This is a genomic window from Nocardia africana NBRC 100379 (assembly GCF_001612635.1).
Lineage (GTDB): Bacteria > Actinomycetota > Actinomycetes > Mycobacteriales > Mycobacteriaceae > Nocardia > Nocardia africana.
In genome coordinates this window covers 61,862-76,011 of record NZ_BDAV01000009.1, presented here as the reverse complement: position 1 = coordinate 76,011, position 14,150 = coordinate 61,862, and the positions used below count along the sequence as shown (strand labels likewise).

At 67.9% G+C, this 14,150-nt stretch carries 15 protein-coding genes; 1 reads left to right on the top strand and 14 read right to left on the bottom strand.

Annotated features, from left to right (window positions below):
• Positions 1-25: 25 nt before the first annotated feature.
• Entirely contained in the window at positions 26-790 is a 765-nt protein-coding gene (locus NA3_RS14945) for an SDR family NAD(P)-dependent oxidoreductase (RefSeq protein ID WP_062964243.1), read from the top strand.
• A gap of 30 nt (positions 791-820) precedes the next feature.
• On the opposite strand, the gene NA3_RS14940 is transcribed toward NA3_RS14945, so the two are convergent.
• The 14 genes from NA3_RS14940 to NA3_RS14875 all read right to left on the bottom strand — a co-directional run bounded on the left by NA3_RS14940 (position 821) and on the right by NA3_RS14875 (position 14,087).
• On the bottom strand, positions 821-1,771 hold the full coding sequence (locus tag NA3_RS14940) for an MBL fold metallo-hydrolase (RefSeq protein WP_062964242.1): 951 nt from the start codon (positions 1,769-1,771) through the stop codon (positions 821-823).
• A gap of 65 nt (positions 1,772-1,836) precedes the next feature.
• The gene (locus NA3_RS14935; RefSeq protein WP_062964241.1) at positions 1,837-2,172 is read right to left on the bottom strand and encodes an EthD domain-containing protein; all 336 of its coding nucleotides are present in this window, start codon (positions 2,170-2,172) and stop codon (positions 1,837-1,839) included.
• A 68-nt stretch (positions 2,173-2,240) separates the two neighbouring features.
• Entirely contained in the window at positions 2,241-2,864 is a 624-nt protein-coding gene (locus NA3_RS14930; protein ID WP_062964240.1) for a TetR/AcrR family transcriptional regulator, read from the bottom strand.
• A gap of 43 nt (positions 2,865-2,907) precedes the next feature.
• Positions 2,908-4,419 (bottom strand): class I adenylate-forming enzyme family protein, encoded by a 1,512-nt coding sequence (locus NA3_RS14925; protein WP_062964239.1) that lies wholly within the window; start codon positions 4,417-4,419, stop codon positions 2,908-2,910.
• Between the two features lie 48 nt (positions 4,420-4,467).
• Positions 4,468-5,538 (bottom strand): NAD(P)-dependent alcohol dehydrogenase, encoded by a 1,071-nt coding sequence (locus NA3_RS14920; RefSeq protein ID WP_062964238.1) that lies wholly within the window; start codon positions 5,536-5,538, stop codon positions 4,468-4,470.
• Entirely contained in the window at positions 5,523-6,305 is a 783-nt protein-coding gene (locus NA3_RS14915) for an SDR family NAD(P)-dependent oxidoreductase (RefSeq protein WP_084491609.1), read from the bottom strand. Before NA3_RS14915 ends, NA3_RS14920 begins: the two co-directional genes overlap by 16 nt.
• A gap of 13 nt (positions 6,306-6,318) precedes the next feature.
• On the bottom strand, positions 6,319-7,077 hold the full coding sequence (locus NA3_RS14910; protein ID WP_062964237.1) for an SDR family NAD(P)-dependent oxidoreductase: 759 nt from the start codon (positions 7,075-7,077) through the stop codon (positions 6,319-6,321).
• Complete coding sequence (locus tag NA3_RS14905; protein WP_062964585.1) at positions 7,074-8,276, bottom strand: acyl-CoA dehydrogenase family protein; 1,203 nt, start codon at positions 8,274-8,276, stop codon at positions 7,074-7,076. The genes NA3_RS14910 and NA3_RS14905 overlap by 4 nt, the downstream gene beginning before the upstream one ends.
• Positions 8,277-8,305: 29 nt before the next feature.
• Positions 8,306-9,256, bottom strand: a complete 951-nt coding sequence (locus NA3_RS14900; protein WP_062964236.1) for a phosphotransferase family protein — start codon at positions 9,254-9,256, stop codon at positions 8,306-8,308.
• Positions 9,253-10,395, bottom strand: coding sequence for an acyl-CoA dehydrogenase family protein (locus tag NA3_RS14895; RefSeq protein ID WP_084491570.1), 1,143 nt, complete (start codon positions 10,393-10,395; stop codon positions 9,253-9,255). The genes NA3_RS14900 and NA3_RS14895 overlap by 4 nt, the downstream gene beginning before the upstream one ends.
• A gap of 94 nt (positions 10,396-10,489) precedes the next feature.
• Positions 10,490-11,641 (bottom strand): thiolase family protein, encoded by a 1,152-nt coding sequence (locus NA3_RS14890; protein ID WP_062964235.1) that lies wholly within the window; start codon positions 11,639-11,641, stop codon positions 10,490-10,492.
• The gene (locus NA3_RS14885; protein ID WP_062964234.1) at positions 11,638-12,015 is read right to left on the bottom strand and encodes a Zn-ribbon domain-containing OB-fold protein; all 378 of its coding nucleotides are present in this window, start codon (positions 12,013-12,015) and stop codon (positions 11,638-11,640) included. Before NA3_RS14885 ends, NA3_RS14890 begins: the two co-directional genes overlap by 4 nt.
• 47 nt (positions 12,016-12,062) lie before the next feature.
• A complete protein-coding gene (locus tag NA3_RS14880) occupies positions 12,063-12,851 on the bottom strand; it encodes an enoyl-CoA hydratase/isomerase family protein (RefSeq protein ID WP_062964233.1) in 789 nt (262 codons plus the stop codon).
• Between the two features lie 90 nt (positions 12,852-12,941).
• The gene (locus NA3_RS14875) at positions 12,942-14,087 is read right to left on the bottom strand and encodes an acyl-CoA dehydrogenase family protein (protein ID WP_062964232.1); all 1,146 of its coding nucleotides are present in this window, start codon (positions 14,085-14,087) and stop codon (positions 12,942-12,944) included.
• Between the last annotated feature and the right edge of the window lie 63 nt (positions 14,088-14,150).

The window sequence follows — 14,150 nt, the reverse complement described above, 5'->3', positions numbered from 1 at the left end:
CGAGGCCGGAAGTGGAGATGTACATATGACGACCGGCGGTGCGCGATTGCGCGACAAAGTGGTCCTGTTGACGGGATCCTCCGGTGGGATCGGCGTGGAGATCGCGCGGCGGCTGGCCGGCGAGGGCGCTGTGCTCGTGCTGACGGATCTGGATGCCGAAGCGTGTGCGCGGGTGGCGGCGGACATCCCGGATCCCGAACGCCATCATGTGCTCGAGCTGGACATCGGCGATGAACAGCAGTGGCGCGCCGCGGTCGAGGCGATCGCGGAACGCTTCGCGCGCCTGGATGTGCTCGTCGCCAACGGCGCCATCGGCAGCCTGGCGACGGTGGTGGACGAGGATCTGGAGCGCTACAACAAGGTGATCGCGATCAGCCAGACCGGTACCTGGCTGGGTATGAAGCACGCCGGTGCGCTCATCGAGCGCACCGGCGGAGGATCGATAGTCAACCTCTGCTCGATCCTGGGCACCGTGGGCGGTCTGGGCAACAGCCTGGCGTATGCGGCGGCCAAGGGTGCGGTCCGGACGATGACCAAGAATGCGGCCCTGTACTGGGCCGCCAGGGGGGTCCGGGTCAATTCGATCCACCCGGCATTCATCGAGACCCGCCAGCTGCTCGACCGATACGAGGGTAGTGATCGCTACCGGGCGATGCTCGAGCACACCCCGATGGGCCGGCTCGGCCGCGCCGAGGAGGTCGCCGCGGCGGTCGCATTCCTGGCCGGCGACGATTCGACCTTCATCACCGGCAGCGAGCTGTATGTCGACGGTGGGTGGACCTGCGCCTGAGCGGGACCGGAAACGACGGTGTGGACGTCTTCAGCGGGCAGTGCTGAAGACGTCCACACCGTCGTTGTCCTTCGCGGTCAACACATTTCGAGTGACGAGCACATCGAGATGCGCGAGCGTCTCGCAGGTGGCGAACATCTGATCGAAGGTGCCCAGAGTGTCGAAGCTGCGGTCGTGCCGCGTCCAGGTCAGTGCCCGGGCCACGGCCGAACCCGTGCAGGGCGCCAGTTCACCGACGACAGCGGCTGTCTGGGCGAGCCTCTCTTCGTGGTGCGCGAGGAGTGCGCGCGCACGCCGGCCGACGCTCCCGCCGGGCATACCGTGGGCCGGCAGCATCACGAGCGTGTCGTCATCACTCAGCAGTGTCAGCGAGCGCAAGAAGTTCTCCAACGGCAGTTCCCACGGGCCGAGCTCGAAACCGATCGAGGGGGTGATCGTCGGCAGCACATGATCGCCGGTGAACATCAGTTTTCGATCGAGGTCCTCGAAGACCATGTGGCCCTTGGTATGTCCGGGAGTTGCCCGGGCGTGCAGACGATAACCGGCCAGGTCGACGTCGCCCGGCCGCAACCAGTGGTCGGGGGGCTCCCAGTCGAGCGGATCGAAGGACTCGGCCAGGCTGCCGGCCCGGGCGCGGGTGGCGAGAGCGCCCGCGCCCGCCCGGCGCAACTCGTGCAGGGCGTTCTGGGGCTCATTGGTGCCGAGCCGTTGGACGGCCTCGAGGCCAGGGGATTCACCGGCGCCCAGATGTACCCGGCAGCCGTGCCTTCGACGCAGTTCGACGGCGAAGGTGTAGTGGTCGCGATGCACGTGCGTCACGAACACATCGTGGATCTCGTCGGGAGAACGGCCGATTCGCGCCAGGCCGGCGGCGAGTTCGCGGTATGTGTCCGGCCGGTGCCAGCCCCCGTCGATCAGCGCGAGACCGCCCTCGGTTTCCAGGACGTAGACATTGACGGCGCGCAATCCGTCCTGTGGCATTTGCAGCGGAATGCGATGGATGCCTTCGGCTATCGGATGACATCCAGGTTCCGCCCAGTGCGTGCTCACGCGCCCGGCTCGGCGAGCGGCACCATCGTCCGTTCGTCGCCGAACCAGATCATGCGCCTGCCCCGCATCGCACCGACGTGCCGCACCGCGGCCTCCCATTCCGGACTCGCCAATGCGGCGTCGAGCGCCTCGCGGGATTCGAAGCTCAGGATCGACAGCCCGTCCCAGCCCGCCGACTTTTCGTCCATCGACTCGAGCAGATCGGTGTGCTGCCAGCGCAGCAGTCCGGGCAGCGGATAGGTGACCTCGGCGTGTTCGCCGCGCCACCACTGGATGAACTGTTCATGCGTCCAGTCGCTGGGGCGGGATGCCAGAACCAAGAGGTTGTACACGATTCTCCTAATTGAATTCTGTTTAGTTTCTGCGGGCAAGCGGAACCGGTCCGGATTCGCCTCGGGATCTACTCGACCAGGAGCCGGACGGTCGCGGCGCTGATCGTCTCGGTGATTTCGGCCAGACTGAGGTCGCCGTCGGGCCGGTACCAGCGCCAGATGCTGACGATCATGCCGAGTATCAACTGCCCGAGCAGGCGGGGGTCACCCTCGGCGAACACACCGGCGTCGATACCGCGCGCGACCAACCCGGACCAGTTCTGTTCGATCTCCTGCACGAGTTCCCGGGAACGCAGCCGTTCGACCTCCTCCTTCTCGGACTGGCGTGGGGCGACGAGCAGGTCCATGTGGCTCTGCAGGATTCGACGCTGCAGGGCGTCGGTCGCCGTCCCGGCCAGGGCGGCGGCGACCGCCGCGCGCAGGGCTTGTTCGGGATCGTCCTGATTCTCGGTGGCGGCGGTGAAACGTTCGACGGAATCCGCCAGTTCGAGGCGCATGATCGTCAGCAGGCAATGGGCCTTGGACTCGAAGTAGTGATACAGCGCGGTCTGGCCGATGCCGACCTCGTCGGCGACGGAGGCCCATTTGGTCTGCTCGTAGCCGACTTGCCCGAATTTCTCGATGGCCGTTTTGAGGATGTGGCCACGCTTCGAACGGGCGCTCTCGCGGCGAGCTTCGGTATCAACAACCATCAGTGAATCCCCCGGGCGTCTTGTGTTTCAAGATCGATCGACTCTATCTTACCTGAGCTGAAGTCGGGTCAACAGCGAGGGCCAGGCGGGTCGCCATACGAACCGCCTCCGGGCGGTCCAGTTTCCCGACCCGGTTCTGCGGCAGGTCCTGCACGGTGAACAGGTACTCCGGCCACTTGAACTTGGGCACATCCGCCGCCGCGAGCTGGGTGGTGACATTGTCCAGCGTCATCGGTGGGCCATCGGTGACAATCAGCGCGGCCGCACGCTCTCCCAGCAGATCATCGGGCACCGCGACGACACACACCTGGACGACCGCGGGCAGACCCGCGATCGCCGCCTCCACCTCGTTGATATCGATGTTGCGGCCGCCGCGGATGATGATCTGCTTCTGTCGCCCGAGCACCCGGATCGAACCGTCACCGGCCACCTCGACCAGATCGCCGGTGGGCAGGAACCCGTCGGGGGTGAGTTCCGGCGGTACCGGAACCCCGTCCCTGGCATAACCCACGAACAGTGACGGCCCCTTCACCTGGGCGTCGCCGACCTCGCCCGGGCCGAGGATGTTCCCCGCGCCGTCGACGGCCCGGACCACGGTGCCCTCGAACGGGCGTCCGTCCCGGCCGAGGCGGATCGCGGGCGGATCGTCCGGCCGCGGCGTGGTGTGGCCGAGGCATTCGGACATGCCGAACACCCGCAGGAAAGTGGTGCCGAGGCGGTTCTCCGCCGCGGCCATGGCACTCTCGTTCATCGGACCACCGCCGACGGTGATCGCTCGCAGGACCGGCACGCCCGGGGCGTCGTCGACGAGCGACAGTTGCAGGGCCATCGTCGGGACCAGCATCGTCCAGGCGACGCGATGGGCCGCTATCGCAGTCAGCGCGGCGACCGGGGACCACTTGTCGATCGTCACCATGACCCCGCCCAGGTAAGCGGGCAGATACATGCCGAAGCAGAACGCGGCCACCGATGAGAGCGGAACGAACGCTCCGACGGCTTCGCCCGGCTGTAGGCCCACGACCTCGATCGTGCGCGTGCAGGCATAGCGGATCGCCTCTTCGGACTGCACGACACATTTCGGCCGACCGGTGGATCCCGACGTCATCGCGATGGCCGTCCCGCCGCGCCAGCGTTCCACCGGACCGAACGGCCCCGGCCGGGCGCACACCACCCGGCCGGCGAAGGCGGACTCCCGGATCGAGAAGGCGGCGGGCACCTGCCACCGATCCAGTGGCTCGGGTTCGGCGAACACCAGATCCGGCGCGATATCCGCGACAGCGAGCCGGAACTCCGAGTCGGCGGCGTGCGGGCTCAGCACCGCGACGACGCCTCCCCGCAGCCCGACCGCGAGCGCGGCGGCCACGGTGTGCCAGGTGTTGTCCGCCTGGACCAGGACGGTCGGGGCGCCCGGATCGATCGCCTCGATGCGGGCCGCCAGCGTCGAAGCCGCCGCGACGATCTCACCGAGGGTATGCTCGCCGAACTCGTCGACCACCGCGATCCGATCCGGGCTGCGCTGTGCCCGTTCGAGCATTTCTTTCGCGAGTATCTTCATCGTCTGTTCCCTCGTGTGACTGTCGGTTCTTCGCTGCGTACTTGCCGTTCAGCGCTGCAACGGTGGCGGAATCAGCACGGCGCGTCCGGTGATGTCGCCGGCGCGCAAACGCCGGTAGATCTCGACCCCCTCGGCCAGTGGGTAGGGGGTGGCCGCCACGTGCAGGGCGCCGCGGCGCGCCATGTCGATCACCGCGACCAGGTCTGCGCGCGGACCCCAGAACGGTGCGGTGACCCGCCAGCCCGCGGCGAGGCCGACGGTCTTGCCGACCTCGATCAGTGCGCCCGCGCTGCCCACCACCGTCAGGCGGCCGCCCGGCGCGAGCAGGCGCGTCGCGGGCTGCGCCGTATCCGGTGCGCCGGCGAAATCGATGATCACATCCGCACCGTCGGTCACTGCCGCACGCAGCGAGTCCACATCGTGGTACGCCGCTTCGGCGCCCAAGCGCACGGCCATCGCACGGGCGTCCGCCCGGTTGTCGACGGCGAGAATCCGACCGGCGCCCATATCGCGGAGAATCTGCACGCCGAGGTGGCCGAGGCCGCCGACTCCGATCACCACACAGGTCGCGTGCGCATCGATCAGGTCGGCGTGTTCGTGAACCGCGTGATAGGCCGTCAGGCCCGCGTCGGTCAGCGGTGCGGCCACGACCGGATCCAGACCGGCGGTGCGGACGAGATGCCGGGCCGACGGGACCAGCATCGCCTGGGCCAGGCCACCGTGATATCCGAGGCCGTTGCCGATCGGCGCCGGCGGCGCACCGGTCGCGCGCGGCCGCAGCCGCAGGCAGTAGTTCTCCCGGCCTCGTACACAGTTGCGGCAGTGTTCGCAACTCCAGACGCCGTGCACCACAACGGTTTCGCCCAGCCATCCCGGCTCGGCGTCCGGTCCGGCCGCCAGCACCGTGCCGGCGACCTCATGGCCGAGCGTGAGGGGCAACGGGCAGTCGAAACTCGCCGCCGCCGAGTCCATGACATGCAGATCGGATCGGCACAGTCCGGCCGCGGTGACCTGCAGGACAAGCTCCTCCCCGACGGGCTCCGGTGCCGGCACATGCCGCAGCACCGGGGGCCTGCCCCATTCGGTCAGCTGTACCGCCAACATCAGCGGGCCGTCCATCCGCCGTCGACCACCACCGTCTGGCCGGTCATATACGACGACGCCGCCGAGGCCAGGAACAGCACGGCGCCGTCGACCTCTCCGGCGGAACCGCCGCGGCCGAGCATCGTGTTGCGTCGCACCCAGCCGGCCGATTTGTCGTTGCTGAACAGCCCGTCGGTCATCTCGGTATCGAACCACCCGGGCACGACCGCGTTGACGCGAATCCCGCGACCACCCCACTGACCGGCGAGTTCACGGGTCAGGCCGAGAACCCCCGCCTTGGAGGCGGCATAGCTCGCCCCGCCGATCGGCGCGGTCGAGGCCAGCCCGATGATCGAGGAGATATTGATGATCGACGCGCCGCGCCCCTCCGGCAGCGCGGTGGCCGCGCCGAGGGCGAGATGGAACCCGGCGAGCAGATTCAGTTCGAGCAGGGCCGCGAAGCCCGCGGCCGATTCCTGCTCCGCGTGCGGAGGACCGGCCATGCCCGCGTTGTTGACCAGCACGTCCAGGCGGCCGGTCTGTTCATAACAGCGTTCGACCAACGCCCGGCGGTCCTCGTCGAGGGTCACATCACAACGGACCGGGACGATGCCCGGGTCATGCTCGGCCAGGGCGGTCAGCCGGTCGGTGCGGCGAGCCACGGCGAACACCGTGGCCCCGGCACCGGCGAGCGTCTTCGCGAATCCGAGTCCGAGGCCAGACGAGGCGCCGGTGACCACGGCGGTCCGGCCACGTAGGCCGAACAGCCGGGTGAGGGTATCGGTAGTCGTATCGTCTGTCAGCACAGTATCCGCCTCAGTACACCGCGGTCCGGCCACCGTCGACCGGAATGACCGCGCCGGTGGTGTAACTCGCCGCGTCACCTGCCAAATGGGTGACGAGCCCGGCGATCTCCTCCGGCCTGCCCAGCCGTCCCGCGGGCAGCCGATCGACGATCTTCGAGACGAACTCGTCGTCCCAGTGCTCGGCCATATCGGTCGCGAATCCGCCCGGCAGGACGCAGTTCACCCGCACGGCGGGCGCGTACGCCTGGGCGAAGGCCAGGGTCAACGCGTTGAGCCCGCTCTTCGCGGCGGCGTACATCGTTTCCGGCGGGCTCGGCCGCAAGGCCCCGATGCTGGAGATGTTGATGATGGATCCACCACCGGCGGCGGCCATCCGGGCTCCGGCCACGGCCATCAGCCGGAACGGACCCTTCAGATTGACCTCGATGGTCTTGTCCCACAGCGCTTCCGTCACGGACGTGAGATCGTCGGCCACGGGTGCGATGCCCGCATTGTTGACGACGATGTCCAGCCGCCCGAACTCCGCGATGATCCCGTCGAGGGCCGGCTCGATGCCATCCCACTTGCCGACATGCAGTTCCAGCGGGTGGGCGCTGCCGACGGGGGAATCACCCAGTGCCGCAACCGCTTCCGCACAAGCGGAGAGCTTTCGGCTCGAAACTATCACCGTGGCGCCCGCATCGCGCAAGCCCCTGGCGATGGCCAAGCCGAGCCCTCGGCTGGCGCCGGTGACCAGTGCGACCTTGCCGGTCAGATCAGATGTGTTCATCGGTAGTTCTCCACCTCGAGACGAGCGATTGTGCGCAGGTGCACCTCATTGGGACCGTCGGCGATCTGCAGTGCCCGGGTGATGGCGTACATCCGGGCCAGGACGGTGTCGTTGCTGACTCCGGCAGCGCCGAAGGTCTGCACGGCGCGATCGACGACTGTGTGTGCCACCTCCATCGCCGCGACCTTGATCGCGGCGACCTGTGAGCGCACCGCGGCATTGCCCTGGGTGTCCATCAGCCAGGACGACTGCAGTACCAGCAGCCGGATCTGATCGATCTCGATGCGGCTGCGCGCGATCCACTCGCGGACCACCCCGCGATCGGCGAGCGGACCACCGAACGCGGTGCGCTCCAGCGCCCTGCGGCACATCAACTCCAGGGCCCGTTCGGCCATGCCGATGGCGCGCATCGCGTAATGCATCCGCCCGGGCCCGAGCCGGCCCTGCGCGATGGCGAAGCCGTCGCCTTCGGCGCCGAGCATGTTCGCCGCGGGGACCCGGACGTCGGTGAACTGGACCTCTCCGTGACCGAGGCGATCGTGGAAGCCGAACATCGGCAGATCGCGCAGTACCTCGATGCCGGGGGCGTCGGCGGGCACCAGGATCATGCTCTGCTGGCGGTAGGTCTTCGCCGCGGGATCGGATTTGCCCATGAAGATGATCAGCTTGCAATCCGGATCGAGAACTCCGGAGGTGTACCACTTGCGCCCGTTGAGGACGTACTCATCACCGTCGCGGCGAATCGTCGAGGTGATGTTGGTGGCGTCCGAGCTGGCCACCGCGGGCTCGGTCATCGCGAAGGCGGAGCGAATACTGCAGTTCAGCAAGGGTTTCAGCCATTGCTGCTTCTGCTGTTCGGTGCCGAACATGGCCAGGATCTCCATGTTGCCGGTATCCGGCGCCGAGCAGTTGATCGCCTCGTTGCCGATCACCGACCGGCCGGCCACCTCGGCCAGCGGCGCGTACTCGAGGTTGGTGAGTCCGGCGCCCAAGCCGTCGTGGGTCATGAACAGGTTCCACAACCCCCTGCGCCGGGCCTCGGCCTGCAGATCCCGCATGATCTGCGGCTGCTCGTGGGGGTTGGCGGCGGCGGCGATCTGCGCGTCGTACACGGGCTCGGCCGGATACACGTGGCCGGTCATGAAGTCTTCGAGTTCGACGAGCAGATCCTGGGTGCGGGCGGAGTAGGAAAAGTCCACGGTGCGGCTCCTGAGCGGAAGGGCGAGGGTCAACCTGCGAGTAGCGCGGTTCCGGTCTCGATGAGGCGAGTGATGGTGGCGGGTAGTTTTTCCTGGTCCGGATCGTGATGCCGGCCTTCGCGATGTCTGCGCAGGTTGTGGCCCATGATCGCGGCCATCTTGAGCCGGCCCAGCGCGTCGAACCAGGTTTGCTCGGCGAGCGAGGGCCCGGCGGCGCAGTAGATGTCGAGCAGTTCCGCCGCGCTGGGCAAACCGGGCACATTCCGGCCGACACCGGGGAAGTTCTCGCCGTCCGCGAAGACGTGGAACCAGCCGAGTTCCACGCGCGGATCGCCCATGCTCCAGATCTCCCAGTCGATCAGAGCGACCGGTTCCGGCCCGGCGGAGATGATGTTGCCCAGGCGATAGTCGCCGTGCACGAGCCCCGGCGTGATCGGCTCGGGGATTCGGCGTTCGAGCAACGCGAGCAGCCGGTCACCACCGGCGACGAGTTCGGGTGGCACGGCGCCGAGGGTGCGCGCCCAGCGGGCGAGTTCCTCGGCCGGTGTGAGCGCGGGCGCGGAAATGCCGGCCGCGTCCACCGCGTGTAGCGCGGGCAGCAGCCGCGCGGCCCGGCGCATCCGGGCCGCGGCCAGCTCCGGTGCGACCGCGGGATCGTCGAGTACCGGCTCCAGTGACTCACCGGCGACGAGTTCCATGGCGAACCAGGCGGGTTCGTCGCTGTCCACCACCGCGATACGTGGCACCGGCACCGGTGTCTGCGCGAGTAGCTGCATGATGCGGGCTTGGCGCAGCATGTCGTGGCGGCCGATCGGCCTGCTGCCCTCCGGCACGGCTTTGACGACATACGGTTCGCCGGTGGTTTCCGCGCGGAATGTCAGACCGGAATGGCCACCGGGCAGCCGTTCGAAAGACGTGAGTCGGGCGCCGAGATCGGTCCGCAGTCGCGCCGCGACTCGCTGTTCCAGTGTCGAGCTCATGGGCGCGGCTCCTTGGGCAGGCCGAGTACTCGCTCGGCGATGATGTTGTGTTGAATCTCGTCGGTGCCGCCGGCGATCCGGTATCCGGGCGCGCCGAGCACATGTTCGGTCCACGCGAAGGTGCCCCACGCGCCGGAATCGGCGGCCAGGTCGCGGCCGAGCAGCAGCCGCACGACCTCGGAGGTCCGGGCCATCGTGTCGGTGGCCAGCAGCTTCCCGATCGATGCCTCCGGGCCGGGGTCGCGCCCGGCCACCACGGCTGCGGCGACCCGCATGGCGGCAACACGCTGCACATAACCGCGGGTCACCAGGTCGGCCACTCGGTCGCGTTCGAGTTCGGTCAGACCACGATCCAGATTCCCGGCCAGCGCGATCGCGCGATCGGCATTGGCCAGGCCCAGATTGGCGCCGTCCAGGCGCTCGGCCGCCAGCACCGTCAACGCGACCTGCCAGCCCTTGCCGACGGGCCCGAGCCGGTCGCCGTCGTCGAGGCGGACGTTGTCGAGGTAGACCTCGTTGAAGGAACTTCCCCCGGTCATCTGCCGGATCGGGCGTACGGCGACGCCAGGAGCGTCCATCGGTACCAGGAATACGGTCAGACCGGCATGTTTGGCGCCGGCCGGATCGGTCCGGCACACCGCGATGCCGATGTCGGCGATCCGGGCGCCGGAGGTCCATACCTTGTGCCCGTTGAGAATCCAGCCGCCGTCGTCCGTGCGGACAGCGCGGGTCCGCACGGCGGCCAGATCCGACCCCGCCTCGGTCTCGGAGAAGAGCTGGCAGGCGATGACATCGGTGCGGAGCATCGCCCGGACATATCGCTCCCGCTGCTCCTCGGTGCCCCACTGGTCGATCGCCGGCGCCACCAATTGCTGTGTCACCGAGAACATTTCGGTGCGCCTCGGTAGATCGAAGCCCTCCTCGACGCGCCGGAAGGCGAGCACGTACGACAGTGGGAGCTCGCGGCCGCCGTAGGCGCGCGGCCAGTTCAGCGCACCCCAGCCGGCGTCGAATTTGGCGCGTTCGTAGGCACGCACGCGGTCGGTCTCGGCCCGCTCCTGTGCTTCGGTCCAGTTTTCGAAGACCGCGACCGAATCGGATCCACTACCCCAGGGACTCTCGGTGCGGGGTGCGGCCATACCGGCAAGCCAGGTTGTGGCTTGTTCGACGAACTGGGCCAAATCGGGAATTGAAGGTTCGGTCACTGCTCTTCTCTCGATCGCTCTGCTCGGCTCACACCGAGAGCACGGTGCAGGCGCTGATCCCGGGCGCCCCGTAGACGTGGGTGAACCCCACCCGCGGTGATCCCGGAACCTGCCGGGCGCCCGCGGCACCGCGCAGCTGGGTGATGATCTCGTGGACCTGGCGCAGGCCGGACGCGCCGATCGGCTCACCGTTGGCGATGCAGCCGCCATCGGTGTTGATCGGCAGCCGTCCACCGATTTCGGTGTCGCCCGCGGCGAGCATCGCCTCCTGCTCGCCGTGTTCACAGAACCCGCATTCGGCCATGTGCATGATCTCCGCACCGCTCTCGGTGTCCTGCAGCTGTGCGACGTCGATGTCGGCGGGCCCGATGCCCGCCTCCTCGAATGCCGCGGTCGCCGCGTCGGAGCTCACGCTGACCGGTTCGCCGCCGCCCAGGACGGCCGGGCTGAACACCTCGAACGAGCCGAACCGGCGGGTGCGGTGACTGATCGCGCGCAAGCGGATGGGCTGCGCGCCGCGGCGGCGGGTCACCGATTCGCTCGCCACGATCACCGCGGCGGCACCGGTACCGGGTGAGCAGAACATGAACCTGGTCAGCGGGTCGTTCACCATGGGTGCCGCGGCGATCTCCGCCGCGGACATCGGTTCTCTCCGCCAGGCGTTGGGGTTGAGACTGCCGTTGCGGTAAGCCTTTTCGGCGACCTTGGCCAGCGTCATGGTCGAGATACCGTGCAACCGCATGTACCGGTTGATCTTCGCGCCGAAGAACTGCGTGGTGACCATGAGCCCGGCCTCGCCGTACTCGCGTGGAAGACCCCACTCCTCCGGCGTCGGATCGAACGCACCGCGCGGATGCTTGTCGAACCCGACGGCCAACGCGATCTCGGCGGTACCGGAGCGGACGGCGTTGACCGCCCCGAGCAGTGCGCTACCGCCGGTCGCGCAGCCGTTCTTGACGTTGGTGAACGGTATCCCGGTGCAGCCCAGTTCTGCGACGAGGGTGTCGGCCAGACCGGAGCTGTCACTGCCGCCGCACGCAAATTGAATGTCCTGCCAACGTAATCCGGCATCATCGAGCGCGGCGTTGATAGCGACGACCGCGAGCTGTCTGCCGGTGAGATCCGGTTGCCTGCCGAACCGGGACAACCCGGTGCCGATGATCGAGACCGACGGTGTCACTGCGCCTTGCCTTCCTGAATGAACGTGCGGGTCGCGAACCGGGGCACCGGCGCGACGGCGACCAGCCGCACCTGTGCCCCGTCCAGTTCGGCGAAGTCGGTACAGTCCAGAACCGCCTCGATCCGGACGCCTTCCGGAAGTTCGACATATCCGACCGCGAACGGTGAAAACCCTTCGGCCGGAGCGACATAAGGCGGTGACTTGGGCGCGAACCGTTGCACGGTGTAGGCCCAGACCACGCCGTGGTCGCTGAGCGGAATCGTCGTCGCGGTCGGGGTGGCGCACCGTCCGCACATCGCACAGGCCGGGAATGCGACGGTGCCGCAGGTCGCGCACCGGCTGCCCTCGAGTGTGCGGAGCTCCGCAACGCCCATGTCTTTTCCTTCCGAAATCGGCTGAAAGGCTTGAACCGATCGGTGATTCAGCGACCGACCCACTTCGGTTCGCGCTTCTCCAGGAAGGCGGTCACGCCCTCGGCGGCGTCCTCGGACTGCAGCGCGTTGCCCACGGCCAGGTGCTCCATCACCATCAGCGACTGGATGTCGGCGTCCAAGCCGCGGTCGATGGTCATCTTGGTGAGCTTCATCGCGAACGGGCTCTTATCGGCCAGCGGGGCAACGAAATCGGCGACCAGCTGGTCGAGCTCGGCGGCCGGGGCGGAGGCGTTGATGAGATCGAACGCGGCGGCCTCCCGGCCGCTGAGCAGCTTGCCGGTCAGCATCAGCTCCTTGGTCTTGCGGATGCCGATCATGCGCGGCAGCCGGTAGATCGGGCCCGCGCCGCCGAACAGGGCCCGGCGAATGTGGAAATCGCCGATCTTGGCGTCGTCGGCCGCGACGGCGAAATCGCAGGAGATCATCAGCTCGAAACCGCCGGCGGTGACGTAACCCTCGAGTACCGCGACCGATGGGGTGTTCATCGAGTACAGGCGGTCGCAGACCTTCGCGGAGAGCACTGCGACATCCATAGCGTTGGTCTGGCCGACGTAGTTCGCGCGCAGTTCGTTGAGGTCGAAGCCCGAGCAGAAGGTGTTACCCCGGCCGCGCAGGACCAGGACCTTGAGGTTGGGATCGTTGTCGACCTCGACGATGATCTCGTCGAGGCGGTGCAGCAATTCGACGGTGACGGCGTTCTTGACGTGCGGGCGGTTGAGCCACACCCGCGCAATCTCGCCGTCCTTCTCGAGCACGATGTGGTCCGTGTCGATCATGTGAGTGGCCTCTTTCTGTCGGGGGAGAATTTCCTGAACTGGATTCACTTCAGTTCTACCGTGCGATCCTGCTCGCCGTCAATACATCGTTCACAATCCGACGAGCGCGGCTATCGTGTCGCGGTGAGCCCGCGAACCGCCTTGTGCCGCTTCATTTCCCATAACCCGGCGGAAATAGGAGTGGGCCGGATGCTCCCACGTGAAGCCGATCCCGCCGTGCAGTTGGACGGCCTCGGCCGCAGTCTGTACAGCAGCGTCGGTGCAGACCGCACCCGCAACAGCGACCGCCAGCCTTGCCGCGTCCGGGTCCTCGGCGTAGGCCGCGGCCGCATAGCGGGACGCGGATCGCGCGCGCTCGAGCAGGACCAGTAGATCGGCAAGGCGATGTTTGACAGCCTGGAAAGAGCCGATGGCCCGGTCGAATTGGCGGCGAGTCGAGACGTAGGACACGGTCGTCTCGAGCAGCATGTCGATAATGCCGGTGTTCTCGCTGGCGAGGGCGAGTGTGGCGAGATCACGCAAGCGGGTGGCCGCGGTGGCGGTTCCCTCCGGCGCAGCGAGGACGACAGCCGGAGCGGCCCGTAGCGCCACGTCCGCCTGCCGGCGGGTGGGGTCCAGGACCACTCGCTCGGTTCGCAGGCAGTCCTCACCCGGACGCACGGCGAACAGGCGGCGTCCATCCGAGCAGCGCGCCGACGCGACTATCACGTCGGCGGTTCCACCGCACACCAGGTGAGTGACCGTGCCGTCGACGATCCATCCGGCCGACGTCCGGACCGCGCGCAGATCGTCGGTGGTGGTATCGAGGGCGCTGACGGTGGCCAGCAGATCGCCGGCCAATACGCCTGCCAGCAGGAGGTCGTCGTCGCCGGGGCGGGTCAGGAGCAGGGCCTGTACGCCCAGCACGGCGGAGTTGTAGACCGGTTCGCAGACCAGCGCGCGCCCGCACTCCTCGAGAATCGTCGCCAGTTCGGCCACCCCGTATCCCAGCCCGCCGCGATCCTCGGAGGCCGCGAGTGCGGTGACCGACATGTCGTCGACGAGGGCCCGCCACAGCGATACCGAGTATCCACGTTCGGTGGACGAGGCCTGGCGGACCTGCGCGATATCGCCCCATTTGGCCAGCAGCGCCCGGAGCGACTCGCGCAGGGCGGACTGCTCGGGGCCGGGGATGAATCCGGCCGGTTCGGAATGTGGCCAGCGGACTACGCCAGCGTTGACCTGCGATGCGGACATGATTCTCCAATAGAGTTGAGTTCAGTTCAATTCCAAGGGTAGTCACCGAAAGGCTCGACAAGA

Coding starts and splice junctions, on each gene's coding strand:
- NA3_RS14945 (WP_062964243.1), top strand. CDS start 26: ATGACGACCGGCGGTGCGCGATTGCGCGACAAAGTGGTCCTGTTGACG.
- NA3_RS14940 (WP_062964242.1), bottom strand. CDS start 1,771: ATGCCACAGGACGGATTGCGCGCCGTCAATGTCTACGTCCTGGAAACC.
- NA3_RS14930 (WP_062964240.1), bottom strand. CDS start 2,864: ATGGTTGTTGATACCGAAGCTCGCCGCGAGAGCGCCCGTTCGAAGCGT.
- NA3_RS14925 (WP_062964239.1), bottom strand. CDS start 4,419: ATGAAGATACTCGCGAAAGAAATGCTCGAACGGGCACAGCGCAGCCCG.
- NA3_RS14920 (WP_062964238.1), bottom strand. CDS start 5,538: ATGGACGGCCCGCTGATGTTGGCGGTACAGCTGACCGAATGGGGCAGG.
- NA3_RS14910 (WP_062964237.1), bottom strand. CDS start 7,077: ATGAACACATCTGATCTGACCGGCAAGGTCGCACTGGTCACCGGCGCC.
- NA3_RS14900 (WP_062964236.1), bottom strand. CDS start 9,256: ATGAGCTCGACACTGGAACAGCGAGTCGCGGCGCGACTGCGGACCGAT.
- NA3_RS14895 (WP_084491570.1), bottom strand. CDS start 10,395: ATGGCCGCACCCCGCACCGAGAGTCCCTGGGGTAGTGGATCCGATTCG.
- NA3_RS14885 (WP_062964234.1), bottom strand. CDS start 12,015: ATGGGCGTTGCGGAGCTCCGCACACTCGAGGGCAGCCGGTGCGCGACC.
- NA3_RS14880 (WP_062964233.1), bottom strand. CDS start 12,851: ATGATCGACACGGACCACATCGTGCTCGAGAAGGACGGCGAGATTGCG.
- NA3_RS14875 (WP_062964232.1), bottom strand. CDS start 14,087: ATGTCCGCATCGCAGGTCAACGCTGGCGTAGTCCGCTGGCCACATTCC.